This window comes from Microbispora sp. NPDC049633 (assembly GCF_040675265.1).
Lineage (GTDB): Bacteria > Actinomycetota > Actinomycetes > Streptosporangiales > Streptosporangiaceae > Microbispora > Microbispora maris.
The window spans coordinates 1-25,370 of record NZ_JBFAOO010000026.1 but is presented as its reverse complement, the minus strand read 5'-3'; the positions used below and the strand labels follow the sequence as shown (position 1 = coordinate 25,370).

The following is a 25,370-nucleotide window of genomic DNA, read 5'->3' as shown; positions in this document are numbered from 1 at the left end:
GGAGCCTGAAGCCATGAGCGACCAGACGTGGAACCCCCTGCTCCGAGAGCAGATCACCTGGCACTGGACCCACCAGCTGCGCGGCCGCCTCGACGGGCTCACGGACGACGAGTACTTCTGGGAGCCCGCGCCCGGCTGCTGGAGCGTGCGCCCGCGCGGCGCCGGCGCCGCACCCGTGCAGGCCGGGTCCGGCGCGATGACCATCGATTTCGCGATGCCGGCACCCGACCCGCCGCCGCTCACGACGATCGCCTGGCGGCTCGGGCACGTAATCGTCGGCGTGCTCGCGATGCGCAACGCCGCGCACTTCGGCCGCCCGCCGGTCGACTACCAGTCGTTCGCGTACGCCGCCTCCGCGGCCGAAGCGCTGGCCCAGCTCGACGCGGAGTACGCCACATGGCTGGCCGGGGTCGAGTCCCTCGGCGAAGCCGGCCTCGCCCGCCCGTGCGGGCAGGCGGAAGGGCCGTACGCCGACCATCCTCTGGCGGTGCTGGTGCTCCACATCAACCGCGAGCTGATCCATCACCTGGCCGAGGTGTGCCTGCTCCGCGATCTCTATCTCCACACCCGCCGGCAGGCGAGCTGACACGTCCTCGTGGTGTTCTAGCGCTGCTTCGTCCGCGGCGCGAACGAGGGCGCGGAGAAGGGCCGACGTCCCGGACCGGACCGAGCCGGGCCGGTCCGGTCCGGTCCGGGACCTCTTCAGCGCCCGCCCAGAAGGCGGACGGGGCAGCCCAGCTCGGCGCCCACCCGGTCGAGCAGGACGGCGAAACCGTCGCGCGTCCGCGGTCCGAACCGCCGGAAGAACCCGTTGGCCAGGGGCACTCCCCAGCGCAGGCGCTCGGCCACGTTGCGGACCTGGTGGACCAGCAGCGTGCCGGCCGGATCGGGCGCGAGGCGGTATTCACCGCGGTACCACCAGCCGCCCTGCACGGCCAGCCGGTCCGGGCCCACCTCGACCGTCATCGCGTGCCCGGGCGCGGCGAGCACGAACCGGTCCGGTCCACCGGTGAGCGCTCCGCCGTGCTCGGCCAGGAGGAAGCAGTTGTGCCGCCCCACCTGCCCCGGCCGTACTCGCAGGATGAGGCCGGCCACCCGGTCGACCGGCGCCTCGACGACGCCGCGCACCTCGCACAATGGGGCCTCGGCGGACGTCACGGCGCACCGATCCGCGTGTTCTGGAACGACGCGAGGCGCCAGCCGTCGCCCGCTCTGACCACGGTGAACGTCATGATCGAGTCACGGCCCGAATCGGAGTCGCCGTCCGGCAGGGACGATCCCCCGGTGGTCACGACCAGCGCCGCGTCCGGGCTCAGCAGGCGGATCTTCCGCAGCGGGGGCGCGGCGGCCGGCGCGCCCAGCCGGGACCCCTTCAGCGGGCCCTCGAACAGGGCCCGGTGGCTGTCCTCGATGGCCCGGCGGCCCTCCATGTGGGCCCCGAAGTACGTCACATAGTCGGCGTCCTCGGTGAACAACCCCGCGAAGGCGGCGGCGTCCCCGTCGTTCCAGGCCGCGGTCAGCGCGTCCAGCAGGCGGTGGATGTCGCCGGACACGGTCTCCAGCGCGGTCTCTGACATGGTTGCGACTCCTCTCGGATGACCGCGAAGCCGCCTATCCTTCGGAGTGCGAGCCCTGATCGGCCGCTTCGCGGGTGGTCGGGTCGAGCGCCGGCCGGATGTTGGCGCATCCGGCCGGCGCGTCACTGCCGGTCGAGCTGTCCGGCGTTCGTCTCGGTGCTCCAGGTGATCCGGCCCGACCGGATCTCGGCGAGGGTCGCGCGGACCCACGCCAACTCGGCGGCCTTCATCGCCCGGTCGTACTCCACTTCGAGGACCAGCACGCGCGGCAGGCCCGAGCCGTCCAGCGTCTCGATGTGCGCGTCGGCGGCGACGATCGCGCCCTCCAGCGTGGCGGCGCGGGTGCTCAGCGCCCGCTCCGCCTCGGGGACGGAAAGGCATCCCATCAGCGACACCGCGGCCAGGAAGACCTTGGTGTCGCCGTCCGGCTGTTCCAGCAGACGACGCAGCCGGGTGCTCAGCTCGGCCCGCCCCTCCTCGGTCACCCGGTAGACGGTGCGTTCCGGCCGACGGCCCTCCCTGCTGGTCTCGACCGGAGCGATGAGCTCGTCACGGGCCAACCGGTCGACCGCGTGGTAGAGGCTGCGGGGCAGGCCGCCGATGTAGTCCTTGTGCGTGTCGATGACGAACCGGTGCAGCTCATAGGGGTGGGCGGGCCGTACGGACAGCAGGGCGAGCACCGTGAGCCCGACCAGATCCCTGTCCGCCCGCCCCATCACACCCCCATCGTCTTATTGCAATCCGCACTATAGCGAGACGCAATCCGACAGGGAACCCCCTGCGCCGAAGCACACCGGCGACGCGCCCCGCGAGGCACAACACCCGGGCCTCGCGGGCGGGTCGAAACGAAGGCATATACCCCCATAAATCGTCATCAAAGAAGAATGCTCGCACTCCCATTTCGTTGCTGAACAGATATTCACGGCGGTAACCATTCGGACGCGGAAACGCGTCCAACACCGTCACACCGATGACCAGCGAACGCCCCGAGCATCGCGAGGAAAGGTGCACTTCATGAGCGATCAGACGTCCGAGGCCCTCGTCGCACCCGAGGCGACTACAGCCCCCCTCACGCATGAGGGCGACGTTCGCGGACCCCGGAAGGCACCCGCCACCCCCCGCACCATGCCGAAATGGGAGTCCGAGGCGCGCAACCGCATCCGCACGGCGATACGCCGGTACGGCAAGCCCCTCAGCGATCTCATCGCCCGCGACGCCAACGAGGGTGACACCCGCCTGCTCGTCACCGATTTCCTCTGCGAAGGGCTGGGGTACGACAAATACGAAGATCTGACAACCGAATACCAGGTCAAAGGCGAATTCGCCGACTACGGCATACGCGTGGACAAACAGCTGGCCGCGTTCATCGAGGTCAAGCGGTGCACGCAGAAACTGGGCGTCAAACACCTGCGGCAGGTGCAGATGTACGCGGTGAACGAGGGCGTCGAATGGATGGTGCTGACGAACGGGCAGGTGTGGCAGGTCTACCACCTCACCGGCGGTCTCCCGGTCGTCGTCGACCTGGCCCTGCAGGTCGACCTCCTCGACGAAGGAGGGCTGAGCGGGAAGGCCGACGCGCTCTTCTACCTCAGCAAGGAGGCGTTCAAGCGCCGGCTGATCGACGACCTGTGGAAGGCCCGCGCGGCGACGGCGCCGAGATCCCTCATCCGCGTCCTCCTCACGCCCGTGATCCTCGACGCCGTACGGAAGGAACTGCGGCGGCAGACGGGACACAACGCGGACGAGAAGGAGATCGAGCGCATCCTCCAAGCGGAGGTCCTCAGGCCCGATCTCCTCGCCTGAACAGCGGAGGGCAGGGGCGGATGGATCCGTCGCAGGCGCCGGCAACGGCGCCTGCGCGGTCCACGTCGTCCACTACATCAGGGACCGTCCGCGGCACGGCCGCTGACCGTGCCGGCGGCCCTCGGTCACCCGGTGATCGCGGGGTCGGCGGTGACCGCGGCGGTCAGCTCGGCCTGGGCCGTCAGCGCCGCGGCGAGGGCCTCGGGGTCGTCGGCGTCGAGCGTCATCGCGCATCCCCTGCGGATCGCGTCGAGGTTCACCGGCCCGCGCCTGGTCGCCCACCAGCGGCCGACGTCCGACCGCCAGATGATCCAGCCGGCGTGGTCTCGTGCGATGTCCTCCAGCGTGGTCATGTCACCCATCTCCAACGGCTGCTCGCGGAAGTGGGCCAAGCTAAGCGCTTTTGAAGCGGTTGGAGTATCAGCCAGAGGACGTCCAATCACAGCCAGTAGCCGCGCGAACACGGAATCTCCCGTAGTGTCGGCGTGTCACGCTGACACAGTGTGCTGGGGGTGCGACATGCCGGCCAACCACCGCCATCCGCAAAATCGCCGGCTCGCGTGGGAACGCCTGCAGCGCGGGTGGTCCTACGAGGAGCTGTGCGAACGCATTCGCACGTCCATGCGGTCGTGCGACGAGAAGGACACCGGCCTGACGGCCAACACGGTCAGGCGATGGGAGACCGGCGAGCGGTGGCCGGATCCGCGCTATCGCAAGCATCTGGTGACGATTTTCGACAAGCCCGCGAGCGAACTGGGACTGCTCACCCCCGACGAGATGGCCATGCGGCCGGTCACGGAGGTGGTGGACGAGATACGGAGGCTGCTGAGCATGATCGCCGCAGACGGCATCGACCGCTCCACGTTCCTGCGGGGGCTCTTCGGCGCGGGCGTGCTCGCTCCGCTCCTCGGTGAGGGCGGCGAGCGTCTTCCCGCGGCGGTGGAACGCGGGCGCGGGGTCGACGCCGAGTCGGCCGAGGCGTTCGCCCGGGTGGTCGACAAGCAGGCCGCCCTCTACTGGACCTCGCCCCCGGACGACATCTTCCAGGCGTCGGTCGCGCACACGCGGCTCGGCATGAGCCTGCTGCGGGCGGCCCCGGAGGGGGCGGTCCGGCACACGCTGGCCGAGGCGGCCGCCCGCTCGGCCCTGCTGTCGGGCAGGGTCGCCTTCTTCGACCTGAACGACGGTCCCACCGCGGCGCGGCTGTTCCGCATGGCCCTGTCGGCCACCCGGGAGTGCGGCGACCATCCCCTGGCCGCCGCCGTGCTCGCCCACGCGGCGTTCGTGCCGGGGTTCGAGGGCCACCGTACGGACGCCCTGGGCCTGCTCGACGCCGCGTTCGCGCACGCCTGGCACGGCGTCGGCCCGCTGACCAGGGCATGGCTCCACTGTGTGGCGTCGGAGATCTCGGCCCGCTGCGGCGAGCCGAAGGAGTGCATGCGCCACATCGACCGGGCCGACCACATGATCGACGCGAGCGGCGACGACCCGTCCTGGCTGGACTTCTTCGAGCGGGCCAGGCTCGACGGCTTCGCCGGCTACAGCGCGCTGACGGCGGGCAACCACGAGGAGGCGGCCCGCCGGTTGCGCAAGGCGCTCGACGACCTGGGCCCGAACGGCGGCAAGCAGCGCTCGGTGCTGCTCGCCGACCTCGCCGCCGCGCACGCCTCCGCCGACGGCGACCAGGCCGCCGAGCATCTCCGGGAGGCGGTCGACGCGCTCGAGGACCAGTGGTACGCGATCGGGCACGACCGTGTCCGCGGCGTGCTCAAGGTCCTGCCGCCCGCGGCGGCCACGCGGGCGCTGGACGAACGGCTGGCCGAGCTCGGCCGCGCCCGGCACCCCGAGCTCACGATGTGACGGCGGCCCCCGTCCCCCACGCCGCGCGCAGCGCCTCGATCTCCGCCGGAGAGCTCTCGCGGGCGATGTACGGGATGTCCAGCAGGTGCATCGTCCCGGCGGTGGACAGGCGTTCGCGCACGACGGCGGAGTCGTCGAGCACCTGGCGGTACAGCGACGCCCCGTCCATGCAGAAGACGTCGACGAGCGCGATCCTCCCGTCCACCGCCCGGCGGACGTTGCCGTGGTTGAGGTCGATCCCGTCCCACCACGGCGTCCGCGCCCGCCACTCCTCGTCCACCGTGAGGGCGGCGCGCCGTACGGCGTCGAGCGCCTCGTCGCCCTCCCCCTCGCGCCATCGGCGGGCCACCTCCGCCGCCTCCTCCGGTGCGGCCGAGGCCAGGAACTCCAGCACCGTGAGCGAGCCGCCGCCGTCGAGGGCCTCGGCGAGCGCCACCTGCGGCAGGTACGGGTTGCCGGGGCAGCGACGGCACAGTTCGAGGAAGGCCGGATAGGCCGGGTCGAACGGGCAGATCCGCGCGGCGAACAGGCCGCGGGGCGAGCGCAGCCCGACGGCCCAGTCACCCACGCCGCAGGGCGTCCAGCCGAGCCTGGCGAGGACGGCCAGCGCGTCCCGGTGGTTCACCGCACTCCAGTCGCGGCCGAGCAGCGGCGTGACGTCGGCATCGTGATCGAGCTTCATCCCGGCGACTCTAGAGGCTCGTCGCCCGGCTCAGCTTCTCCCATCGGTCCAGGTCCGCGCGGAGCATCTCGTGGTGGGCGCGGAGGGCGTCGACCGCGTCGTCACCCAGGGCGAGCCGCAGTGGCGGCTCGGCGTCGTCCAGCACCTGGAGGATCGCCCGCGCGGCCTTGGCCGGATCGCCCGGCTGCGTGCCGTCCATGCCGTCCACGAAGGCCCGGGTCGCGCCCGCGGACAGCCGGTAGGCGTCGATGGGCTCAGAACGGTGCATGCGGTGGCCGCCGAACTCGGTGCGGAACGCGCCCGGCTCGACGATCAGCACCCGTACGCCGAAGGGCGCGCCCTCGGCACGCGGCTGTTCGACCGGGACACCCGGGGCACCCGCCTCACCACGGGCGGTACGACGCGGCCTTCACCCGGCCGCCGCTCGTGGACGACCTGAAGACGGTCACGCTGGTCACCGAGCGCGTCTGCGCGGTCCTGCCTACCGGTCACCCGCTCGCCGGGCGGGCCGAGCTGCGGCTCGCCGACCTGGCCGGCGAGCCCTGGGTGCTCACGCCGCGCGGCTCGTGGGAGCCGTGGCACCGCAAGTACGACGAGGACTTCCGCCCCGCGGGCTTCGAGCCGCGGGTGACGCAGCGGGCCGAGGGCGTGCCGAGCCTGCTCGGCCTGGTCGCCGCCGGGGTCGGGGGCACCCGGCTCGCCCGGTCGGCGCACAGCCTGCGACGCACCGGGGTCGTGTTCGTGCCGCTCGCGGATGAACGGGCCGAGACCGTCATGGCCTGGCACCCCGCGCGCGACCGGCAGGCCGTGCGGAACCTGCTCGACGTGGCGGTGGAACTGGCCGCCTCGATCGACCTCACGGAGGCCGGTTGAGCCGTCAGTCGCCGTTGTGCTTGCGGACGAGCGCGGGAAGCTCGGCCAGCGAGTCGACATGGAACAGGCAGGCCCGGGCCGCCGTCTCGTCGCGGAGGATGTGGCCCCACGGGCCCCGCCGTACGAGGGCGGTGCGCAGCCCGGACTTCTGGGCGGGCCGGATGTCGTTGTCGAGGCGGTCGCCCACGTAGAGGACGGATTCCGCCGGGCAGCCGGCCTCCGTCACCAGCCGGTCGAAGAAGGACGTGTCGGGCTTCTCCACCCCCCAGCCGTCAGAGGTGCCGATCACGTCCACGGGCAGGTCCAGGGCGCGCAGGATGGTCTCGGCGCGGGCGGTCTGGTTGCCGGCGAGGCCGACACGCACTCCCATCTCCCGCAGCTCGGCCAGGCAGGGCCGGGCGTCGGGGTAGAGGTTCTCCTCGCCGAACGTCTCGGCCTGGCCTTCCCAGACCCGGCGTTCCCGCTCGGCGTGCAGGTCGAAACCGGGCCGGAAGTGCTGGAAGGTGTCCCGGTAGTCGCCGCCGCGCGCGATCACGGCGCCGAACACGGCGGAGAAGGTGTGCCGCGGGACGCCCAGCCAGTCGGCCCAGGTGCCGTATTCGCGGGTCTCGTCCACCAGGGTCTCTCCGACGTCGAAGAAGACGGCCTCCAGCCGCATCGGTACCTCCCGTCTCTCACGCTGCATGCACCTTACGCGGATTCGGCCGGCCTCCACTGCCCCGTCGGACAGGACCGAAGCCGCCAGGGGCACCGAAGAAGATTCGGTTCCCTCATGGACAGGGGACGGCGGCGGAGGACAGGCTGGACGGGTACGCCTCACGAGCCTTGGGAGCCGCGATGAGCCTGTCCGACCTGCAGCCCGTGCCCGCCGACCAGCTCGCCTTCCGGCTGCCGCCGGCCTTCGCCACCGTGGAGGAGGAGCGGCGTCACCGCAAGGAGCGGCTCGCGGCGGCGCTGCGCCTGTTCGGGAGGTTCGGCTTCGAGGAGGGCGTGGCCGGCCACATCACGGCCCGGGACCCGGAACACACCGACCATTTCTGGGTGAACCCGTTCGGCATGTCGTTCAAGCAGATCAAGGTCGGCGACCTGATCCTGGTCAACCACGAGGGCCAGGTGGTGGAGGGCCGCCATCACGTCAACCAGGCGGCGTTCGCCATCCACTCGATGGTGCACCGGGCCAGGCCCGACGTGGTCGCCGCCGCCCACTCCCACTCGGTGTACGGCAAGGCCCTGTCGGCGCTCGGGACGCTGCTGGAGCCGCTGACGCAGGACGCGTGCGCGTTCTACGAGGACCACGCCCTGTTCGACGACTACACGGGGGTGGTCGTGGAGACCGAGGAGGGCCGCCGCATCGCGCGGGCGCTGGGCTCGCACAAGGCGGTCATCCTGCGCAACCACGGGCTGCTGACCGTGGGCGACAGCGTGGAGGCGGCGGCCTGGTGGTTCATCACGATGGAACGCAGCTGCCAGGCGCAGCTCGCGGCCAAGGCCGCCGGGCCGACGGTGCCCATCTCGCACGAGAACGCCAAGCTCACGCATGGCCAGATCGGCAACGACCTCGTCGGCTGGATCAACTTCCAGCCACTGCTGGACCAGATCCTCGCCTCCGACCCCGATCTCCTCGATTGACCGGTCGCCCGGGCCCCGGACACCGCCGGGACCCGGGCGACACCGGCTACGGCATGGGCACGGTGTCCTTCCACGTGGTGCCGGCGCTCCGGAACGCGTTCACCCTGGAGGTGATCTCGGCCGGAGCCACGGCCTCGTTCTTGCTGAAGTAGAACCAGTCGACCTGCTGCGTGTAGACGCGCGGGGTGGCGCTGCCCAGCAGCCCGCCGGAGATGAACCAGAGGTTGAAGTTCACCGACTGCGGCGTCTCGGGGTAGTAGTCGCCGCCGTGCTCGGCGAACAGCGTGCCGTCGATGTAGTAGCGGACCATGCCCCCGGAGACCTGGAGCACGAGGTCGTGCCAGCCGGCGTAGCTCGCCGTCCGCTCGGTGTGCGTATTGACCGCGAGCCAGGGCTCGTTGCGGTAGGTCTCCCAGGTGGTGGTGTACATGATCGGGCCCTGCGCGCCCCAGCCGCCGTTCGGCAGGTACTCGAAGTCCTGCTCGCTGTAGTCCGGGTCGAGGTCGTAGGCGAGGGGCGTGATGGTGAAGAACGTCTCCACGATGTTGTCGCCGTCCGGTCCGCTGTCGGGGGCGTCGGCGAACTTCACCCGCGCGGCGTACGTGCCCTCGAAGAACTTGCGCTGGTGCAGGAACTCGGCCTGCGAGGTGCCCCCCGAGGTGCCGTCGGTGGACGCCCGCAGTTGCAGCGCCTTGTTGCTCCCGCTCACGACGGGGAAGCTCACGTTGGACGCCGGCCAGCTCGCGCCGGGGACGCCGGGGCCGCCGCTGTTGGTCCGTACGGTCCAGTTGTGCGCCGTGATCTGGGGGTCGGACGAGGAGGCGTAGGCGAAGTCGTCGAAGACGACCCCGCTGCCGCCGCCCGGCCCGCCCGGCGAGGGCGAGGTGGAGGGGGACGGGGACGGCGAGGGGTCCGTCACGCCCGCGGGCGGGGTGCCCCACACCAGCGTGCCGCCCTGGTGGACCGTGACCTTGTCCCAATCGCCGTACGTCGTCCGGGCGGGGCCGAAGGAGTAGTCGTCGCTCTGTCTGATCGTCTGCCAGTCGGCCCGGTAGAAGCGCAGTTGCAGGTCGCCGGTCGACACGCCGGCGGCCAGGCTGCCGGAGGTGAAGCCGACCTCCAGGTAGCGGTCGGCCGTGGCCGTTCCCGGCGAGATCGTCTGGAAGGTCCCGGTGACGGTGGAGCAGGAGATCACCGCCCACGAGCAGGCGAAGCGGTACTGCTGCGCCGGTGAGTCGGCCCTGAAGTAGTAGCGGATCTTGACGGTGTTCAGCGGCACCGCCGTGGTCCCGCTGTTGACCAGGTCGAACCAGGGCTCCACCTGGTCGGCGGTGGCGCCGGTCGCGCTCGTCTTGTAGCGCAGGCGCAGCGACTGGGCCGCCTGCGCGGGCAGCGCTACGACCAGCGCGGCCAGCAGGACGGCCGCGAGGCCGCCCCATAAGAGCTTTCGTGACACCGCAGTCTTCCTTTCGTGGGGGGTGGATTGCGGAGTTCAGGGGATGACCGGCCCCGGCCGGACGCCCAGGGACTCCAGATGAGGGGTGAGTCTGCGCAGGAAGTCGCGGTAGTCCCCCGCCGTGCCCCAGGCCACTTCGGCGAAGGCGCACAACCGGGGGAACGCCATCGCCTCGACGTGCTCGGGCGTGGGCATGTACTCGGTCCAGAGCTGGCACTGCACCCCGAGGATCCGGCCCGCCGCCCCCTCCGGGGCCGGGGGCGGCGTGAACCCGTAGACGTCGGCGAGGGAGAGCATCCGGCCGTGCGGGCCGGGGGCGTCGGCCGGGTAGTCGAGGTAGGTGCTGGTGTGCGGGGCCAGCACGACGTCGAGCCCTTCGAGGGCCGCCCGCGGTCCGCTCTCGTGGTCGAGCCACGTCATCGCCGTGACGCCGGGGGGCCCACCAGGGGTGTCGTACCAGTGGATCGGGCGCCGGCCCCGGGAGGTCACGTACGCGCCGACGGTGGAGGTGAACCACGCCCGCGCCGCGTCCGGGCCCGGCAGCCCGAGCTCGGCGATCCGCCGCAGCGCCGCCTCGCTGTGCGCCCACTCGTCCGGCGGGCACTCGTCGCCGCCGAGGTGGACGTACTCGCCGGGGAACAGGTCCATGACCTCGTCGAGCACGTCCCGGCAGAAGCCGATGGCCGCCGCCTCCAGGTTGAACACGTGCGGGCTGATCCCCCACGAGTCGCGGACCGGCAGACGGCGTGACGGGTGGTTGCCGAGCCAGGGATAGGCGGCGATCGCCGCCTGCGCGTGCCCCGGCATCTCGATCTCGGGCACGATCGTGACGAACCGGTCGGCGGCGTACGACACGATCTCCCGGATGTCCTCCTGCGTGTAGTGCTCCCCGCTGACCTCGGTGAGCCGGGGATAGCGCTTGATCTGCAGCCGCCAGCCCTGGTCGTCGGTCAGGTGCAGGTGCAGCCGGTTGAGCCGGTGGACCGCCAGCAGGTCGATCAGCCGCAGCACGAAGTCCTTCGGCATGAAGTGCCGGGCGACGTCGAGCATCACTCCTCGCCAGGAGTGCGCGGGCCGGTCGGTTATCCGGCACAGCGGCGCCTCGGGGCCGAGCGCCGCCAGGGTCCGCAGGCCGTAGAAGCGCCCGGCGGGTCCTCCCGCCGCCAGCTCCGCGCCGCCCGGCGTGACGTCGATGCGATATCCCTCCTCTCCCAGCCGGGGATCGTCGGGCGCGTGCCGTACGAGGCCGTCGTGGAGCGTGACGGTTCCCCCGAGCACGGCCGCCTGGCGGGGCCGCGGAATCATCATCTGGGTCATCCCTTCACCGCGCCCGCGATCATCCCGGAGGACACGCGGCGCTGGAGCACGAGGAAGACGAGCAGGACGGGAAGCATGAACAGCGTGGCGGCGGCCATCGTGGCGCCCCAGTCGGTGCCGAAGACGTTGGCGAACCCGGACAGCCAGATCGGCAGCGTACGGTCGCCCTGGTCCTTGATCATGAGTGCGTTGGCGAAGGCGAACTCGTTCCACGCGGTGATGAAGCCGAACAGCGACGTGGACATCAGGCCCGGCGCGAGCAGCGGCAGCACCACCCGGCGGAACGCCTCGGCGCGGCCGCAGCCGTCCATCAGCGCGGCCTCCTCCAGCTCGGGCGGGACCGCCGCGATGAACCCGCGCAGCGTCACGATCGTGAACGGCAGCGTCGTGACGAAGTACACCAGCGTCAGCGTCGGCAGCCGGTCGAGCATGTCCGCGTCGCGGGCGATGATGTAGACCGGCACGAGCAGCGCCGACCAGGGGGCGGTCTGGGCGACGAAGACCATCAGGATGAACCCGCGCCGCGCCGGCCAGCGCAGCCGGGCCACGGCGAAGGCGGCCGGCAGCGCCACGACCAGCGCGAGCACCACCGCGCCGAGCGTGACCGCCAGGCTGTTGCGCCAGAACGTCCAGAACCCGGGGGCACGTACGGCCGTCGCGAAGTGGTCGAGGGTCGGCCGGGCGGGCCAGAACGCCGGCGTCTCGGTCAGGATGTCCACCGTCGGCTTGAACGCGGTGATCACCATCCAGTAGACGGGGAACACCGACACCGCCAGCACGCCCACGGCTGCCAGGTTGAGCGCGGCCCTCCTCACGCTCCCTCCTCCCGGAACATCCGCCGCAGGTGGACGACCAGCACCGCGAGCAGCATCAGCACGGTCAGCGTGGAGACGGCCGACCCCAGGTCGTACCGGTGCAGCGACTGCGCGATCTGGAACGCGTAGACCGGCAGCGTGGCGGTGGCGCCGCCGGGGCCGCCCTTGCTGATCGCCCAGATCTGCGCGAAGCAGGTGAGGACCCAGATGACCTCCAGCGACGTGATCAGGCCGAACAGCGGGCGCAGGATGGGAAACGTGACCCGGCCGAAGACCTGCCACGGCCCGGCCCCGTCGATCCGGGCCGCCTCGTACAGCTCTCCGGGAATGGTGGTGAGTCCGGCGTAGAGGGTGAGCGCGGCGAACGGCACCGACTGCCAGACCACCAGCGCGACCAGGATCGCGAAGGTCGCCCGTCCGTCGGCGAACCACGTGTAGTCGCGGAAGGAGTCGAAGCCGAGCCTGACCAGCACCCAGTTGACGACGCCCAGACGCGACTGGAAGAGCCACTGGAAGATCGTCGTCGCCGCCAGCACCGGCGTGGCCCAGGTGAGCACCATCCCGCTCATGACGGCCAGCCGCATCCGGCGTCCCAGGTGTGGCAGCATCAGCGCCACGGCGGTGCCGATCACCATGATCAGTACGACGTTGGCGGCGGTCCACAGGAAGGTCCGCCGTACGACCGCCCAGAACTCCGGCCCGCCGAGGGCCTCGCCGTAGTTGGCGAGGCCCTCGAAGGCCGCCCCGCCCCTGATCAGCTCGCCCAGCCGGAAGTGCTGGAAGGAGATGACGACGCTGCGGGCCAGCGGGTAGACGAGCAGGCACGCGAAGGCGGCCAGGGCCGGGGCCACCAGCAGGTACGGCCAGAGCGCGCCTTTTCTGCGGGTTCTCGCCTCGGCGAGGAGAGCGGGACGGGCCGTGCGGGCGAGGGCACGCGCCATGTCAGGACCTGGTGTTGAGGATCGTGGTGATCACGCCGGAGGCCTCCTTCGCCGCGGTGGCCGCGTCCCCTCCGGTGAGCACCTTGGTCATGTACTCCTTGATGACGTTCCTGGCCTCCACGGCCGCCCAGTTGGGCGAGTTGGGCGTGGCGTGCCCGACCGCGGCCCCCGCCGCCATCGCCGCGGTGGCCTCGTCGCCGCTCAGGACACCGGCGAACGAGGTGCGGTTGGGCACATAGCTCATCTCCTTGGCCATGTCGAGCTGGAACTTCTCCCCCGCCAGCGCCTTGACCACCTCGTACGCCTCGTCGGGGTGCGCGGACGCCTCGGGGATGATCAGATCGGACCCTCCGGTGAAGACGGCGCCCGGCTTGTCCGCTGTCTTGCCGGGGATCGGAAAGAAGCCGAGCCTGCCCTTGAGGTCCGGGTTCGCCTTCTCGATCGCGACCGCGCCGCCGGGCGCGGAGATGATCTGCGCGACGTCGCCCTTGCCGAACACGTCGGCCTGCGGCGGCCTGGCCTCGTCGGAGTCCCTGGGTCCCTTGCCGAGCGCCTGGAGCCGTTCGTAGAACGCCATCCCGGCGAGCGCCTGCGGCGTGTCGAGCGTCCCCTTCCACTGGCCGCCCTCTTCGACGGCGAGGTCGCCGCCCTCGTCCCAGACGAACCCCGCGAGGGTGTACCAGTTCTGGCCCGGCAGGTAGATGCCCTGCACGCCGCCCTTGTTCAGCTTGGTGGTGACGTCGATCCACTCGTCGCGGGTCTTCGGCGGGGAGGTGACACCCGCCTTGGCGAACAGGTCCTTGTTGTAGACGACCACTCGGTTGGCGGCGTACCAGGGGATGCCGTACTGCCTGCCGCCGATCTTCCCCGGCTCGGCCAGGCCGGGCAGCCAGTCGGCGCCGCGGAGGTCGGCGACCTTGCCGGTGAGGTCCCTGACCCCGCCGCTGGCGGCGTACTCGGCGACCTGGGTGTTGCCGACCTCGATGACGTCGGGGGCGTCCTTGCTGGCCAGCGCGCTGGTGACCTTCTGCCCGATGCCGTCCCACTCCTGGATCTGGACGTTCAGGGTGATTCCGGGATGCGACCGCTGGAAGTCGTCCGTGAACCGCTTCACGATCGCGTCCGACAGGCTGTCGCGCATGAACCACACGGTCAGCGTGGTCGTACCGGTCTGTCCGGATGTCCCGGGCTCGGACGCCGAGCCGCAACCGGCGAGCGCGAGGCTGAACGCGGCCGCCGCGGCGAGGAGGCGTAACCTCATCGGTCCTCCCAGTGGTCAGTTATTGGTAAACCGTTGAGAGGAGAGTGGTCTTAACCAGTCGGGCTGTCAAGAGGCGATATTTCGGGTTATCACCAGGCCGAGATGGGGAGGAGTGGTCAACTACTGGTAAGGTCTGGGGCGTGCAGAGACTTCCAGCGGGCCTCAAGCGCGACCGGGTCAGAGACGTCCTGCTCGACCTGATCGCCGACAAGGAGCCCGGCACCGCCATCCCCTCGGAACGCGACCTGTCCCGGGAGCTCGGCGTCTCCCGCCCGACCCTCCGCGCGGCGATCGACGGGCTCGTACGGCAGGGCATGCTCGTGCGGGAGCACGGGCGGGGGACGTTCACCGGCCGCCGGAAGGTCACCCAGCCCCTCGCGGCCGGCGACGACTCCTTCCACGCCCCCGCCGCCGAGGGGAACTGGCTCAGCCGCATCCTCGAGTTCGACTCGGCCCCGGCCACCGCCCGGCTGGCGCACCGCCTGCAGGTCTCGCCCGCCGACCCGGTCCTGCGTGTCGTACGGCTGCGTCTGGTGGACGACGAGCCGATGGCGATCGAGCGCATCCACCTGCCGCACCGCCTGGTCGAGTCCCTGCGGCCCGAGGACATGGTGTCCGGGTCGTTCTACCGGTTCCTGCGCACGAGGTTCGGCGTCGACGTCCGCCGCGCCACCCAGAGCATCGAGCCGACCGTCACCGACGAGACCGAGGCCGAGCTGCTCGGCGTCCCCCAGCACGCCCCCGCCCTGCTCATCGAGCGCACGGCCCGCGAGGCCGGTGGCCGGGTCGTGGAGTTCACGAGGTCCATCTACCGCGGCGACCGCTACCGGATCACCTCGGAACTCCACTTCGACGACTCCTCCGGCTGACCGCCGAAAGACAGTCACTCACAGTGGTCGAGATGTGCGAAAACAGTGATCGGGAGGTCTCTGATCGGCCACACTGGGTGCCGCACACCCCCCAGAAAAGGCGATGGGGAGAGGCCCTTCCGGGCGACTCCCCTGCCTAAGTTCCTCTTGAGAGTACTTTCCCCGGAGGGCTGTGCGCAACCAGTAACGCCGCAGTCACTCAGCCGAAGGGGTATCTCGCCGATGGGAGCCATCAGCAGCAGGCCTGAAACCGGGGCTCTGGTCAACGCTCGGATCCAGGAGTTGCTGGAATCGTGGCGTCCCTGGCAGCGGCGCCTGTGGGACGTGGGCACGGTGCTCGCCCTGCGCGAGGCGGTGGAGGCGGCCGACTGGGTCGGACGCCACGTCCTCTCGCAGGCCTCCCTCGCGTGGTACGCCCGGGAGTCGCTGCTTCCCAGGCTCAGGACCGACAGCGCCCTGGGGGACGGGCCGATCCGCCGGCACCTGCACCAGATCTGCGTCAGACCGATCAAGCCGGGCGCCCGCAGTCAGCGCGCGCTGGCGCTCCTGTCGGACCTCGTGGCCGACGGCTATCTTCGTCGCTGGCGTGATCTCCTTACCTCCGGCCGCGTTCATGTGGAACGTTCCGCCCGGTGTATCGCCGCTCATCTACTGGACGAGGGTTTCCATCAGGATTTCCTCCGGCGTGAGATCAAGACACGGCTGGCCGGATCGGCCGACCCGGCCGACCTGATCGATTTCCTCATCGAACTTGAGTCACGCGGAGCCCATGAGTACGAAGGCCTGATCGTCATCCAGGACAAGGTGCCCGCGCCACAGGTGGCGAGCAAATCACCTCACTGGGTGGCCAGGGAGGAGGTCAGCCACCTACTGGGGACGGCATTTCCGCACATGGAACATGTGAGAGCGAGCGGAGGCCTGCTGTTCCGCGTACGGGCTCGCGACCACGTCTCGGCGGTGCAGCAGGTGACCGAGTCGTTCGACCGGGTCCGCAACAGGGTGCGTTACCGGCGGGGGCAGACGGCGCTCGACGTCTATCCCAAGGTGTTCATCTCGGGGCTGGCCGAACCGCAGGACTTCCGGCGGGGCGACCCGGCGGTGACCGTGCTGTCGCTGGAACGCGTCGGCGTGCTCTACGACCTGCCCGACGCCGGCGCGCACGGGCTGCGCATCGACGACGCGCTCGAACTCGCCGCGCCGCTCACGGAGAGCTCGCCGAGCACGGCCGTGGCGGGAGCCTGGGCCGCCGTCGAATCGCTGCTCTTCTGCGACACCGACGAAGCCGATCGCGAGGAGGGGCGGGCGGTGGCGGCGGACCGGGCCGCCGCGCTGGTGGCGGCGGGCTGGCCACGCGCCGAACTGACCGCCCTCAGCTACGACGCGCGGATCCGCGAGGAGGACCCTCGCCTGTGCCGCGACCTCGACCTGATCGGCGGCAACAACCGCGAACGCGCCAGGCGGATGGTCCGGTGGCTGAGCGCGGAGCCGGTCGTGCGCGTGGACGACCCCGTGACCACGGCCGCGCTCGGCCGGATGCGCGAGCTGGTCGCCGCACCGTCGGTGACCCTCGGCCGCGTGGAGCGCTATCTGCGCGGTTGCTTCCGGCGCCTCTACCGCCAGCGCAACATCGTGCTGCATGGAGGTTCGACGCGATCGATCGCGCTGCCCTCGACCGTGCGGACGGCCGGGCCGCTCGTGGGCGCCGCCCTGGATCGACTCGCGCACGGTCACGCGGTCTCGGGCGTCGCTCCGCTCGACATGGCCGGCCGCGCGGAGCTGGCCCTGCGGGTCGTGGAGGACGCCGACGGCTGGGGGCCGCACGAGTTGCTCGACGCCTGAAACCGGACGTACGGCGGCTCGTGCCGTCGGCGTAGACGTCGGCCGGCGCCGCTCGGACGCCTGCCGCGGCCGGTCGTCGTGGCCTCGGATCAAGCGCCTCCCCGGGTGACCTTGGCGCGTGGGTCGAGGACGGCGCGGTCGGCGGCGGCCCGGCCGGAGATCCAGCCCTCCCGGTTGCTGATCGCGCCCGCGCCGACCATGGTCAGTGTCGGGAAGAGCTCCTCGACCCTCGCCTCGACCTCGGCCTCCCGGGCCGCCAGCACCGGCAGCAGGTCTCGCCCGGTGTCGGCCGCGGCCTCCCGCATCGCCTGTCCCGCCGCCTCCCGCAGCCGCTCGCCGATGCGCTGGGCGTACGCCGCGAGGAACGACTGCCGGAACGACCGCGTGCGGGAACGGCCGAGGCCGTCACGGCGGGACCCCGCGAGCCTCATCGCCGTCGTGGCCTGCACCAGCAGGGAGGTGAACAGCACCTCCACCGCGGCCAGGTCCGCGGGGAACCCGAGCACGGTGGCGAACCCGAAATGCCGGCTCCATACCGAACGGCAGTGGTTGGCCGAGGCGATGACGTCCAGCAGCATCGCCTTCGGGCCCTCGTAGGGCGCGTCGACGCCCAGCCGGCGTCCCTCCGGCCGCCCGGCTCCGCTCTGGCCGGCCGTCCGGGCGGCCAGCAGCGCGGCGTCGATGCTGTGCCGGGCCATCAGCGACTGGGCCGCCGCGGTGAACGTCTCGGCCTCCGCCTCGAACTCGGTCGACTCGGCCTTGGCCAGCAGTGCCCGGACCCGGGCGAGCATCCGCTCGTCCACGGCGCCGCCACGGGAGCCGGGCGTACGGCGGGCCGTTCCCGGCACCGGGCACAGCCGTTCCAGCGGCGGCAGCGTGGCCAGCAGGCGGATCACCCGCAGCGCGCAGGCGACCATCCCGATCCGGTCGCCGTCCTCGCGGAGACATTCCTCGTCACGGCCCCACCACACCGTCGCGCCGAGGGCCGCGAGCTGGTCCAGCCAGCGCTCGTCCACCGTCGCGGCGGCGTAGGCCCGCATCTCGGCCGCGACGGCGTCGGTCACGAGGCGGACGTGCCGGGCCTCAAGCCGCCGCCCGACCAGCCGGACGACGTCGGCGGGCTGCCAGCCGCGCTCCCAGGCGAGTGTCACGTGCCGGTTCAGCGCGTCCAGCAGGGCGCGGTCCACGAGTGCGCGCAGTCCCTGGCCCTGCGCGAGGATCCGCACGCATCGCCGGAACTCGGTCTCGTCGCGGCGGCGCGCCGCCTCCAGCGCTGCCGACAGCAGCTCGGCCACCAGCTCCTCCGCCGCCCGCCCGGGGGACTGCGACGACCAGGGGAAGCTCCACGCGGCCTCGCCCGGCGGCCCGAGGCTCCGCCGCCGCGTGTCTTCCCGCTCTCCGGCTCCACGCCGCCGGTTCGCCCCGATCATCCGCTCGCCCTCCCCCGATCGGCGCCCTCCGGCGGCCCTCGACGGCCGCCCGGCCGGGTCGTGCGAGCGATTCTGTCAGGCCCGGCCACCGGCTCCGTGACGTTGTCCACAGGCGTCACAGGGGCCCGAGCAGCCGGAAGCGTTCGGCCACGATCAGCGTGTCGTCGTCGATCACCGGTGGTCCGCCGAGGACGGCGGACATCTCCGGGCCGGTCCAGAAGCGCTCGTGGGAGGCCCTCCACTGGGCGACGGTGTCGTACCCCTCGCCCTCGTCGCGGGCGAACGCCTCGTCGACCTCGCGGATCGGCAGCACGCGCACCTGGGTCGTCTCCAGTAGCGCCAGGCGCCGCCCGGCGGAGTCGATCAGCGCGGTCCACCGGCCGGCCACCGGGAGGGGGTCGCCGCAGTGCTCGTAATCCGCCAGCAGGCCCGCGGTGGCCGTCTTGTCCCCGCTCAGGATCGCCGCGACCAGACGCTCGCGCAGCGGCCCGGGAAAGGCGAACTCGGCCACCGGCGGCTCGCCCAGCGGGAAGAACGCCTCCGCTCGCCAGATCTCGCCGTCGAAGACCCGTAGCGTCACACCGCCGACGTACGTCGTCACGGGAGGCCCGGCCGCCTGACCCGCGTCGCCGGGCAGTCCCTCCGCGAGTGCGAGGTGCGGCGCCGCGAGCCCGTCCCCGTACGGCACGGCCTCCGGCCAGCGGCCCCCCACCGTCTCGGTGAGCTCGCGCACCGGGCCGTCCGGCTCCGGGGCGAGGTGGAGCACGCCCCGGGAGCGGCCGGCCTTCGCGAACGCGACCTCGAACGGCCGCCGCGCCGCGAACAGGTTCCGCAGGCCGGCGAGCACGCCGTCGTCGAGGCGCTCACGCGGCAGGAACGGATACAGGACGCTGACGTGCGCGGGCATGCCGTACGCCGGGGAGAAGCCGTAGCGTTCCCGCAGGCCCCGGACCAGGGGCTCGGCCGAGGGAACCTCCACCACCAGGGCGGTCTCACCGATCTCGAAGGGTGCCATGCCCGACATCCTGCCTTCGGAAGGTCACCCGGACGACCGGATGCATGAGTGCATCACGTACCCCTCTGGGCATTTACATGGACGATTCGGCCAGATTAAATCTTTATTTCCAGATACATAGTGATCTGGGCCACATTGGTGCCGAGCCTGATCGTGCGAGGAGTGGTGCCCGATGGTGTTGTCGCTGGTGCAGCGGATGCTCTCCGCTCTCGGCCAGGGGTTCGTACGGCTCGGACGGTACTGGGCCGCCCAGTTCGGCGTCGCCTGCACGCTGACCTGGGCCCCCGACGCGGCCCCCCTCGCACGCGAGCAGGAGGAGGAGACCGAGCACTGGGACTGGTCGATCCCCTACCACTGGTACGAAACCTCCCGCTGACACCGCGCCGCCGCGAACCGGCCGGCCCAATGTTCCGGCGGATCGCCGTTCACCGCTCGATACTGTCCCCATGAAGGACGTCCGTTGCGAACGCTGCGATCTGCCCGTGGGTTTGGGCTGCTCCTGCCGGGGAGTCTCGCCGAAGGCGCTCGTCCCCTTCGAGATCCTGATCTCTCCCAGTCGATTCGCCCACCTGCCCGGAGGATGCGGCCACACGGCCAGCCCGGAGACCATGGAACGCGACTGGGGACGGGTACGTGATCCTCGACCGGGCTCGTGGCTCGGCATCGGCCCCGACACTCCCCTGCGAGCGCGGGAGGGAAACCTGGATGCGTTCGCCGTGCGGCGATGCCAGGACTGCGACAACGGATTCCCCGGCACCGGGTGACGGTGGCGGGTGGCCGCGCGGTCGGGAAGCTCCGGCGGCGAGCCGGCGGCAAGAGACGAAGTCAGGGGCCCCGCACGCGGAAGGCCCAGGCCGGCTGTGCCGGCCTGGGCCTTCTTGTGTGCGCCGCCAGGGACTCGAACCCCGGACCCGCTGATTAAGAGTCAGCTGCTCTAACCAACTGAGCTAGCGGCGCCCGCCCCATAAGAGTAGCGGCATCCGGAGGTGTTCCGCGCCACGGCGCGACCGATCGCGGCGGATGGCGGGCGACCAGATGATGTCCTGCCCTTACGTGTCCGGGATGTTCCCCTTCTCCCGTTCGGGTACGGAGAGTGACGACGAAGGGAGTGAGCACCATGACACCGGATCTCTGGTCGTATTCCGACACCGTGAGCGGCACGGGGCAGCAGATGGACATCGCCGGATACGACGTGCAGGCCGTGGACGGGAAGATCGGCTCCGTGGACGAGGCCACCTATGAGGCGGGCCAGAGCTACATCGTCGTGGACACGGGCCCGTGGATCTTCGGCAAGAAGGTCATGCTCCCCGCGAGTGTGGTGACGAGGATCGACTTCCAGGATCGCAAGGTCTTCGTCAGCCGCACCAAACAGGAGATCAAGAACGCGCCTGAATTCAACGAGGCGGCGATGAGCGAGCCGGGCTACCGGGACCGCGTCGGGGAGTACTACGGGCGTTTTCCCCGCACTTCGTCCATGTGACGGCGGAAAGGGGCCGCGCCGCCACCGCGGCGCGGCCCCCTTCTCCTCTTCCCGGAGACCCCTCCCGGCCCCTCCTCCGCATGGACCGGGACGGCGGCCGGAGCGGGCCTCTCAGGGCCAGGTGCTGTCGGGCCTGGGTGTCGTAGGGGCGATGATGTGCAGCCGCTCCAGGAGCGTGACGAACGTCGAGGCGTACGGCGACGGCGCGGCGACCGAGGCGACCCGGTCCCAGTCGACCTGCTCCCGCATGGCACGGACCATCGGCAGCAGCGAACCGTAGTCGCAGGCGTGCTCGGACAACGGCAGTATCCAGGAGATCACAAGATCGGTGGCTTCGAGGACGGGCAGGCTCAGCGCCGCGGTGTTGATCGGCTCGGCTCGAGCGATCATCGCCTCGGTCACCGGCCTGTCGGCGAGTGAGAAGATCAGGTCGACGAGCACGCCTTCCTCGTCGAACGCCTTGACCAGCCAGTCCTCCGGTGGTTTCGCGGTCCGGAAACCCAGGCTCTCCAGGGTTTTCAGCGCGAGCGGGACGTCTTCCTCGACCAAGGCGAAGTCGACGTCGTGCAGTGATGGCGCGGCGCCCCTCGCGTAGCCGGCGCAGCCTCCGGCCAGGGCGAAGCGCACCCCGGCCTCCTTGAGACCGGCCCCGGCGCGCTTGAGCGTTTCAAGAATCGCGTCGGTGACTTCGTGACTGTGACTACCCACTCACGTCGCTTGCCCAGCCATGTTCGCCGCAAACAATCCCGGGTAGAGCGCGCTCATGACCGAGACCCTCCAGGAGATCAAGCGCGAGTACGAGGGCGACGAGAGCCGTCCGCTCGCCTCGTACGCACGGGTTCTCGCGGTGTACGGCGGGGCCGTAGGGGCGCTGCTGGCCGCGGCGAAACTGACGGGCCACAAGTGCCCGGAGAAGATCAAGGTGATGGACCTCATGCTCATGGGGCTGTTCACGCACCGGCTCTCGCGGACGCTCGCGAAGGATCCGGTCACCAGCCCCATTCGCGCCCCCTTCACCCGCTATGAGGGTGTCTCCGGTCCGGCGGAGCTCAAGGAGCAGGTCCGCGGCCACGGACTGCAGCATGCCGTGGGCGAGTTGCTGACCTGCCCGTTCTGTCTGTCCCAATGGATCGCCACGGGATACGCGGCGGGCACGGTGTTCTTCCCCCGGGTGACCCGGCTGGCCGGGGCCACCATGGCGGCCGTGGCCATGTCCGACTGGCTCCAGCTCGCGTACGCGCGCCTGATGAAGGCCGCCGGATGAGCGAGCGGACCGACACCGCACGACGCGACTCCGAGCCGCCGTGCGGGGAGGCGGCATGAGCGAGGTGCTGGAGCCGTTGGAGAACACCGACGAGCACCCGAAGGAGCGCGTCGACCGCGAGCTGGGCGAGCTGCTGCAGGGTCTGCGGGTGGCCGCGACGGGCGTGCAGGTGCTGTTCGCGTTCCTGCTGACGCTTCCGTTCTCCGCCGGGTTCGAGAAGATCGACGCGACCGGGAACTGGCTGTTCTACACCGCGGTCGTGGCCGCGGCGATCGCGTCGATCTGCCTGATCGCTCCGGCGACGCAGCACCGGATCCTGTTCCGGTCGGGACTCAAGGAGCTGCTGCTGCACCGGGCGAACCGGCTCGGCGTGGTCGGCGGACTCGCCCTGGCCGTTGCCATGGCCTGCTCCACCGCCCTGGTCATGGACGCGCTGACCGGCGTGTGGCCGACGGCGCTGATCGGTGCGGGTGTGGCGCTGCTGTCCGGGTGGCTCTGGTTCATCCAGCCGCTCCTGTCGCTGCGCCTGGTCAGGAACGACGGCTGAGGAACCACCAGGAGAGCGCGACCGCGTGCACCGCGGTCGCGCTCTCGCGCGATCAGCTCGCTTCCCGCAGGCGCGGCAGGATCCGCGTCGCGTAGAACTCGAAGAACCCGTCCTGGTCCGGGCCGATCTGGTTGACGTAGACCTCGTCGAAGCCGGCGTCCACGTACTCGCGGATCGCGTTCAGGTGCGCCTCGGGAGAGGGTCCGCAGGGCGTGGACCGGGTCGCGGCCTCCTCCGTGACGAGCTGCGCGAGCTGCTCGAAGTGCCGGGGCAGCGGCAGGAGCTGTGCGGCCTCGCCCGGGATCCCCTGGTTGGGCCAGAGCCGGTGGACGGTCCTGCGCGCCTCGGCCTCGTCCTCCGACCAGCACACCTTCAGCCCGGCCGCGCAGGGTTTGCCCTCGCCGCCCGCCTTGTGGAACGCCTCCACCATGTCGGCGGCGGGCGCGGTATGGATGTAGCCGTCGCCGAGCCGGCCCGCGAGCTCGACGGACTTGGGCCCGAAGCCCGAGATGTAGATCGGCGGGGGCTGGTCCGGCAGCGAGTACAGCCGGGCCGTGTCCACCTCGTAGAACTCGCCGCGGTACGTCACCAGCTCACCGGTCCACAGCTCCCTGATGACGTCGAGGGCCTCCTCCAGCATGCGCTGGCGCTCCTCGGCCGGGGGCCACTGGTCGCCCAGGATGTGCTCGTTCAGCGCCTCTCCGGTGCCGACCCCGAGCCGGAACCTGCCGTCCAGAAGGATCTGGGCGGTCGCCGCGGCCTGGGCGATGATCGCCGGGTGGATGCGGATGATGGGGCAGGTGACGGCGGTGGTCACCGGTAGCGAGGTGGCCTGCGAGACAGCCCCGATGACGGACCACACGAACGAGCTCTCGCCCTGCTCGTCCAGCCACGGGTGATAGTGGTCCGAGATCCACAACGCCTCGAAGCCGGCCTCCTCGGCGAGTTTCGCCTGGCGGACCAGCTCCTTCGGATCATGTTCCTCACTGGACAGGAAATAGCCGAAAGTGGTCATGTATCACCACATGCCCGATTATTGTCAAGCAAACGTAACAATGAGCGCTGGTAAGGCAAATTCGATCGGCCCCAGGCCTGAATGATGTTACGTGGCCCTTTGTACGGGCAGTGGAGGGCCATGGCTACTCTGCTTTGGATCATCGCCGTGGTACTGGTAATCGCCGGGATCTACGTGATCCTGGCCCGTCGGGACATCCTCTGGGGGATCGTCCTCATCGTCATCGGATTCCTCGTCGGCCCCGGTGGCGTCAGTATTTTCAATCCCTAGTCGCACCTCACCCACCCTGCTCGCGGACACCGAGACGGCGGCCGGCCACAAGGGCCGGCCGCCGTCTCACGACTGAACGCTCAGCAATGGTCGCCGTTCAGGCAGTAGACGGTGTACGCGTGCTTGATGACCGGAAGGGCGACATTACGCACCCGGATGCCTCCGGGAGTCACGCCCTTTTCCGTGCCGGCGTGCGCGTGGCCGTGAATGAAGAGATCCGCGCCCTCGGCGTCGGCCGCCTCGGCCAGCATGTAACTGCCGAGGAACGGATAGATCTCCGGCGGCTCGCCCATCAGCGTGTCCTTGACCGGCGAGTAATGGCTGAGCACGATCTTGTGGTCGGCGTCGAGCTCCTTGAGCGCGCGCCGCCACCGCTCGGCGATCTCCTTGGTGTGCCGGACGAACGCCTTCGTCTCCGGCTCGCCGAACTCGCTCGCGCATTTTCCGGCGAAACCGCCGCCGAAGCCCTTGCCTCCGGCGACTCCGAGCCGTACGCCGTCGACGGGGATGACCGTGCCCTCGTCGTCGAGGACGGTGATGCCGGCGTCGCGGAGGAGGTCGATGATCTCCTGGTTGCAGTCGGAGTGGTAGTCGTGGTTGCCGAGCACGGCGACGACGGGGATGGGCAGGTTGCTCAGCTCCTCGGCGACCACCCGGCCTTCGGGGATCGTGCCGTGCCTGGTCAGATCGCCTCCTACCAGCAGCACGTCCGCGCGGCGCTCGATGCCCTCGATCTTCTTGCGATAGTGACCGCGCAGATCCTCGCCCAGATGGATGTCCGCGACGGCGGCGATCCGCAACTCCCTCACAGATGCTCCTCCTCTCCCGGCTCCCGCACCTCCACCAAGGTGATCTCGTTGTGCACCCGCAGGCCCGGAGCCGCTTCCCGGGCGACGTTCTCGATCTGGTGGCGCCGCTCGTCACAGGAGACCTGCCCGCGCAGATAGACCTCTTCTCCTCGCACATCCACCCGAATGCCCAGCTCGGTGGTCCGATCGTCCTCCGCGAGAGCCCGCTGGACGCGGGCCGCGACATAATGCGGCGTCTCCATCTCTTCCCCTCGTGTCCCCCTCGGTTCTGTATCGCTAGCGCTGCCCGGCCCTTGCCGGGCGAAACCAGGGGTTTGACAGGCGCTAGTGTGGATATGGTTCTTGGTATTCCTGGTGCCTAAGACGCAGGTACCTCCTTGGCGTGAGCATGCCGTGACGGAGGAGCGTCTTGGGAACGCGTGACCGGTTTTCACCCCGCCCCGGCCGAAGCACCGCGGGCACCGGAGGCACCTCTCACCGCACCTCTTCCACGGGCACCGCCTCCTCCGGCCGTCCCCACGACACGGCCCCCCACGACACGGCCCCCCACCTCGCGGCCCCCTCCGTACGGGCCGTCTACGGCATCCCCCACCGGCCACGCGCCACCGTCCCCGCGGG

30 protein-coding genes, 1 tRNA gene and 1 pseudogene are annotated in these 25,370 nt (G+C 70.7%); 13 read left to right on the top strand and 19 right to left on the bottom strand.

The window, feature by feature from the left end:
* Positions 1-13: 13 nt before the first annotated feature.
* Positions 14-586, top strand: a complete 573-nt coding sequence (locus AB0J39_RS09745) for a DinB family protein (protein WP_363462993.1) — start codon at positions 14-16, stop codon at positions 584-586.
* Between the two features lie 116 nt (positions 587-702).
* Here AB0J39_RS09745 and AB0J39_RS09740 read toward each other — a convergent pair whose 3' ends face one another.
* From AB0J39_RS09740 to AB0J39_RS09730, 3 genes are all read right to left on the bottom strand, one after another.
* Positions 703-1,158: a hypothetical protein gene (locus AB0J39_RS09740; protein WP_363462992.1), complete on the bottom strand. Its 456-nt coding sequence runs from the start codon at positions 1,156-1,158 to the stop codon at positions 703-705.
* Positions 1,155-1,577 carry an SgcJ/EcaC family oxidoreductase gene (locus tag AB0J39_RS09735; RefSeq protein WP_363462991.1) on the bottom strand — a complete coding sequence of 141 codons (423 nt, stop codon included), beginning with the start codon at positions 1,575-1,577 and terminating at the stop codon, positions 1,155-1,157. Before AB0J39_RS09735 ends, AB0J39_RS09740 begins: the two co-directional genes overlap by 4 nt.
* Before the next feature lie 122 nt (positions 1,578-1,699).
* Complete coding sequence (locus AB0J39_RS09730; RefSeq protein ID WP_363462990.1) at positions 1,700-2,293, bottom strand: PadR family transcriptional regulator; 594 nt, start codon at positions 2,291-2,293, stop codon at positions 1,700-1,702.
* 409 nt (positions 2,294-2,702) lie between these two features.
* Between AB0J39_RS09730 and AB0J39_RS09725 the strand changes: the two genes are divergently transcribed.
* Positions 2,703-3,380 carry a type I restriction enzyme HsdR N-terminal domain-containing protein gene (locus AB0J39_RS09725; protein WP_363462989.1) on the top strand — a complete coding sequence of 226 codons (678 nt, stop codon included), beginning with the start codon at positions 2,703-2,705 and terminating at the stop codon, positions 3,378-3,380.
* Positions 3,381-3,505: 125 nt separating this feature from the next.
* Here AB0J39_RS09725 and AB0J39_RS09720 read toward each other — a convergent pair whose 3' ends face one another.
* The gene (locus tag AB0J39_RS09720; protein ID WP_363462988.1) at positions 3,506-3,733 is read right to left on the bottom strand and encodes a hypothetical protein; all 228 of its coding nucleotides are present in this window, start codon (positions 3,731-3,733) and stop codon (positions 3,506-3,508) included.
* A gap of 166 nt (positions 3,734-3,899) precedes the next feature.
* On the opposite strand from AB0J39_RS09720, the gene AB0J39_RS09715 reads away from it, so the two are divergent.
* Positions 3,900-5,240, top strand: coding sequence for a helix-turn-helix transcriptional regulator (locus AB0J39_RS09715; protein WP_363462987.1), 1,341 nt, complete (start codon positions 3,900-3,902; stop codon positions 5,238-5,240).
* Here the strand turns inward: AB0J39_RS09715 and AB0J39_RS09710 are convergent.
* Both AB0J39_RS09710 and AB0J39_RS09705 read right to left on the bottom strand, forming a co-directional pair.
* On the bottom strand, positions 5,230-5,922 hold the full coding sequence (locus tag AB0J39_RS09710; protein ID WP_363462986.1) for a hypothetical protein: 693 nt from the start codon (positions 5,920-5,922) through the stop codon (positions 5,230-5,232). The two genes, AB0J39_RS09715 and AB0J39_RS09710, sit on opposite strands and share 11 nt — an antisense overlap.
* A 10-nt stretch (positions 5,923-5,932) precedes the next feature.
* The gene (locus AB0J39_RS09705; protein ID WP_363463023.1) at positions 5,933-6,241 is read right to left on the bottom strand and encodes a hypothetical protein; all 309 of its coding nucleotides are present in this window, start codon (positions 6,239-6,241) and stop codon (positions 5,933-5,935) included.
* Between the two features lie 80 nt (positions 6,242-6,321).
* On the opposite strand from AB0J39_RS09705, the pseudogene AB0J39_RS09700 reads away from it, so the two are divergent.
* Positions 6,322-6,795: pseudogene (locus tag AB0J39_RS09700) on the top strand (LysR family substrate-binding domain-containing protein); the annotation flags it as partial.
* A gap of 4 nt (positions 6,796-6,799) precedes the next feature.
* On the opposite strand, the gene AB0J39_RS09695 reads toward AB0J39_RS09700, so the two are convergent.
* Entirely contained in the window at positions 6,800-7,453 is a 654-nt protein-coding gene (locus AB0J39_RS09695; protein ID WP_363462985.1) for an HAD family hydrolase, read from the bottom strand.
* A gap of 179 nt (positions 7,454-7,632) precedes the next feature.
* On the opposite strand from AB0J39_RS09695, the gene AB0J39_RS09690 reads away from it, so the two are divergent.
* A complete protein-coding gene (locus tag AB0J39_RS09690; protein ID WP_363462984.1) occupies positions 7,633-8,424 on the top strand; it encodes a class II aldolase/adducin family protein in 792 nt (263 codons plus the stop codon).
* A gap of 46 nt (positions 8,425-8,470) precedes the next feature.
* Here the strand turns inward: AB0J39_RS09690 and AB0J39_RS09685 are convergent, their stop codons facing one another.
* From AB0J39_RS09685 to AB0J39_RS09665, 5 genes are read right to left on the bottom strand one after another with little or no spacing between them, the layout of a single operon-like run.
* Positions 8,471-9,880, bottom strand: coding sequence for a cellulose binding domain-containing protein (locus tag AB0J39_RS09685; RefSeq protein WP_363462983.1), 1,410 nt, complete (start codon positions 9,878-9,880; stop codon positions 8,471-8,473).
* 36 nt (positions 9,881-9,916) lie between these two features.
* Complete coding sequence (locus tag AB0J39_RS09680) at positions 9,917-11,188, bottom strand: beta-N-acetylhexosaminidase (protein ID WP_363462982.1); 1,272 nt, start codon at positions 11,186-11,188, stop codon at positions 9,917-9,919.
* Positions 11,189-11,193: 5 nt separating this feature from the next.
* Positions 11,194-12,012 (bottom strand): carbohydrate ABC transporter permease, encoded by an 819-nt coding sequence (locus AB0J39_RS09675; RefSeq protein WP_363462981.1) that lies wholly within the window; start codon positions 12,010-12,012, stop codon positions 11,194-11,196.
* On the bottom strand, positions 12,009-12,953 hold the full coding sequence (locus tag AB0J39_RS09670; RefSeq protein WP_363462980.1) for a sugar ABC transporter permease: 945 nt from the start codon (positions 12,951-12,953) through the stop codon (positions 12,009-12,011). Before AB0J39_RS09670 ends, AB0J39_RS09675 begins: the two co-directional genes overlap by 4 nt.
* 1 nt (position 12,954) lies before the next feature.
* The gene (locus AB0J39_RS09665; RefSeq protein WP_363462979.1) at positions 12,955-14,214 is read right to left on the bottom strand and encodes an extracellular solute-binding protein; all 1,260 of its coding nucleotides are present in this window, start codon (positions 14,212-14,214) and stop codon (positions 12,955-12,957) included.
* A gap of 140 nt (positions 14,215-14,354) precedes the next feature.
* Between AB0J39_RS09665 and AB0J39_RS09660 the strand changes: the two genes are divergently transcribed.
* Together AB0J39_RS09660 and AB0J39_RS09655 are read left to right on the top strand one after the other, a co-directional pair.
* Entirely contained in the window at positions 14,355-15,083 is a 729-nt protein-coding gene (locus AB0J39_RS09660; RefSeq protein WP_363462978.1) for a GntR family transcriptional regulator, read from the top strand.
* A gap of 222 nt (positions 15,084-15,305) precedes the next feature.
* Positions 15,306-16,922 (top strand): hypothetical protein, encoded by a 1,617-nt coding sequence (locus tag AB0J39_RS09655; RefSeq protein ID WP_363462977.1) that lies wholly within the window; start codon positions 15,306-15,308, stop codon positions 16,920-16,922.
* A gap of 89 nt (positions 16,923-17,011) precedes the next feature.
* On the opposite strand, the gene AB0J39_RS09650 is transcribed toward AB0J39_RS09655, so the two are convergent.
* Together AB0J39_RS09650 and AB0J39_RS09645 are read right to left on the bottom strand one after the other, a co-directional pair.
* Positions 17,012-18,352, bottom strand: coding sequence for a DUF2786 domain-containing protein (locus AB0J39_RS09650; RefSeq protein ID WP_363462976.1), 1,341 nt, complete (start codon positions 18,350-18,352; stop codon positions 17,012-17,014).
* Positions 18,353-18,467: 115 nt separating this feature from the next.
* Positions 18,468-19,367, bottom strand: coding sequence for a 2'-5' RNA ligase family protein (locus tag AB0J39_RS09645; protein WP_363462975.1), 900 nt, complete (start codon positions 19,365-19,367; stop codon positions 18,468-18,470).
* A gap of 172 nt (positions 19,368-19,539) precedes the next feature.
* On the opposite strand from AB0J39_RS09645, the gene AB0J39_RS09640 reads away from it, so the two are divergent.
* Positions 19,540-19,743, top strand: a complete 204-nt coding sequence (locus AB0J39_RS09640) for a hypothetical protein (RefSeq protein WP_363462974.1) — start codon at positions 19,540-19,542, stop codon at positions 19,741-19,743.
* 507 nt (positions 19,744-20,250) lie between these two features.
* On the opposite strand, the gene AB0J39_RS09635 is transcribed toward AB0J39_RS09640, so the two are convergent.
* A tRNA-Lys gene (locus AB0J39_RS09635) sits at positions 20,251-20,324 on the bottom strand.
* A 160-nt stretch (positions 20,325-20,484) separates the two neighbouring features.
* On the opposite strand from AB0J39_RS09635, the gene AB0J39_RS09630 reads away from it, so the two are divergent.
* The gene (locus AB0J39_RS09630; RefSeq protein ID WP_346224691.1) at positions 20,485-20,847 is read left to right on the top strand and encodes a PRC-barrel domain containing protein; all 363 of its coding nucleotides are present in this window, start codon (positions 20,485-20,487) and stop codon (positions 20,845-20,847) included.
* Positions 20,848-20,958: 111 nt separating this feature from the next.
* On the opposite strand, the gene AB0J39_RS09625 is transcribed toward AB0J39_RS09630, so the two are convergent.
* On the bottom strand, positions 20,959-21,555 hold the full coding sequence (locus AB0J39_RS09625; protein WP_346224690.1) for a nucleotidyltransferase family protein: 597 nt from the start codon (positions 21,553-21,555) through the stop codon (positions 20,959-20,961).
* 55 nt (positions 21,556-21,610) lie between these two features.
* Between AB0J39_RS09625 and AB0J39_RS09620 the strand changes: the two genes are divergently transcribed.
* Positions 21,611-22,111, top strand: a complete 501-nt coding sequence (locus AB0J39_RS09620; RefSeq protein WP_363462973.1) for a DUF1360 domain-containing protein — start codon at positions 21,611-21,613, stop codon at positions 22,109-22,111.
* 55 nt (positions 22,112-22,166) lie between these two features.
* The gene (locus tag AB0J39_RS09615; RefSeq protein WP_363462972.1) at positions 22,167-22,658 is read left to right on the top strand and encodes a DUF6328 family protein; all 492 of its coding nucleotides are present in this window, start codon (positions 22,167-22,169) and stop codon (positions 22,656-22,658) included.
* A gap of 52 nt (positions 22,659-22,710) precedes the next feature.
* Here the strand turns inward: AB0J39_RS09615 and AB0J39_RS09610 are convergent, their stop codons facing one another.
* Positions 22,711-23,673 (bottom strand): LLM class F420-dependent oxidoreductase, encoded by a 963-nt coding sequence (locus tag AB0J39_RS09610; RefSeq protein ID WP_363462971.1) that lies wholly within the window; start codon positions 23,671-23,673, stop codon positions 22,711-22,713.
* A gap of 120 nt (positions 23,674-23,793) precedes the next feature.
* On the opposite strand from AB0J39_RS09610, the gene AB0J39_RS09605 reads away from it, so the two are divergent.
* Positions 23,794-23,943: a GPGG-motif small membrane protein gene (locus AB0J39_RS09605; RefSeq protein ID WP_169947694.1), complete on the top strand. Its 150-nt coding sequence runs from the start codon at positions 23,794-23,796 to the stop codon at positions 23,941-23,943.
* Positions 23,944-24,023: 80 nt separating this feature from the next.
* Here AB0J39_RS09605 and AB0J39_RS09600 read toward each other — a convergent pair whose 3' ends face one another.
* Together AB0J39_RS09600 and AB0J39_RS09595 are read right to left on the bottom strand one after the other, a co-directional pair.
* The gene (locus tag AB0J39_RS09600) at positions 24,024-24,752 is read right to left on the bottom strand and encodes a metallophosphoesterase (protein WP_363462970.1); all 729 of its coding nucleotides are present in this window, start codon (positions 24,750-24,752) and stop codon (positions 24,024-24,026) included.
* Complete coding sequence (locus AB0J39_RS09595; RefSeq protein WP_030505965.1) at positions 24,749-24,994, bottom strand: BON domain-containing protein; 246 nt, start codon at positions 24,992-24,994, stop codon at positions 24,749-24,751. Before AB0J39_RS09595 ends, AB0J39_RS09600 begins: the two co-directional genes overlap by 4 nt.
* Positions 24,995-25,161: 167 nt before the next feature.
* Between AB0J39_RS09595 and AB0J39_RS09590 the strand changes: the two genes are divergently transcribed.
* Positions 25,162-25,370: hypothetical protein (locus AB0J39_RS09590; RefSeq protein ID WP_363462969.1), on the top strand; the 209-nt coding region annotated here is incomplete at its 3' end.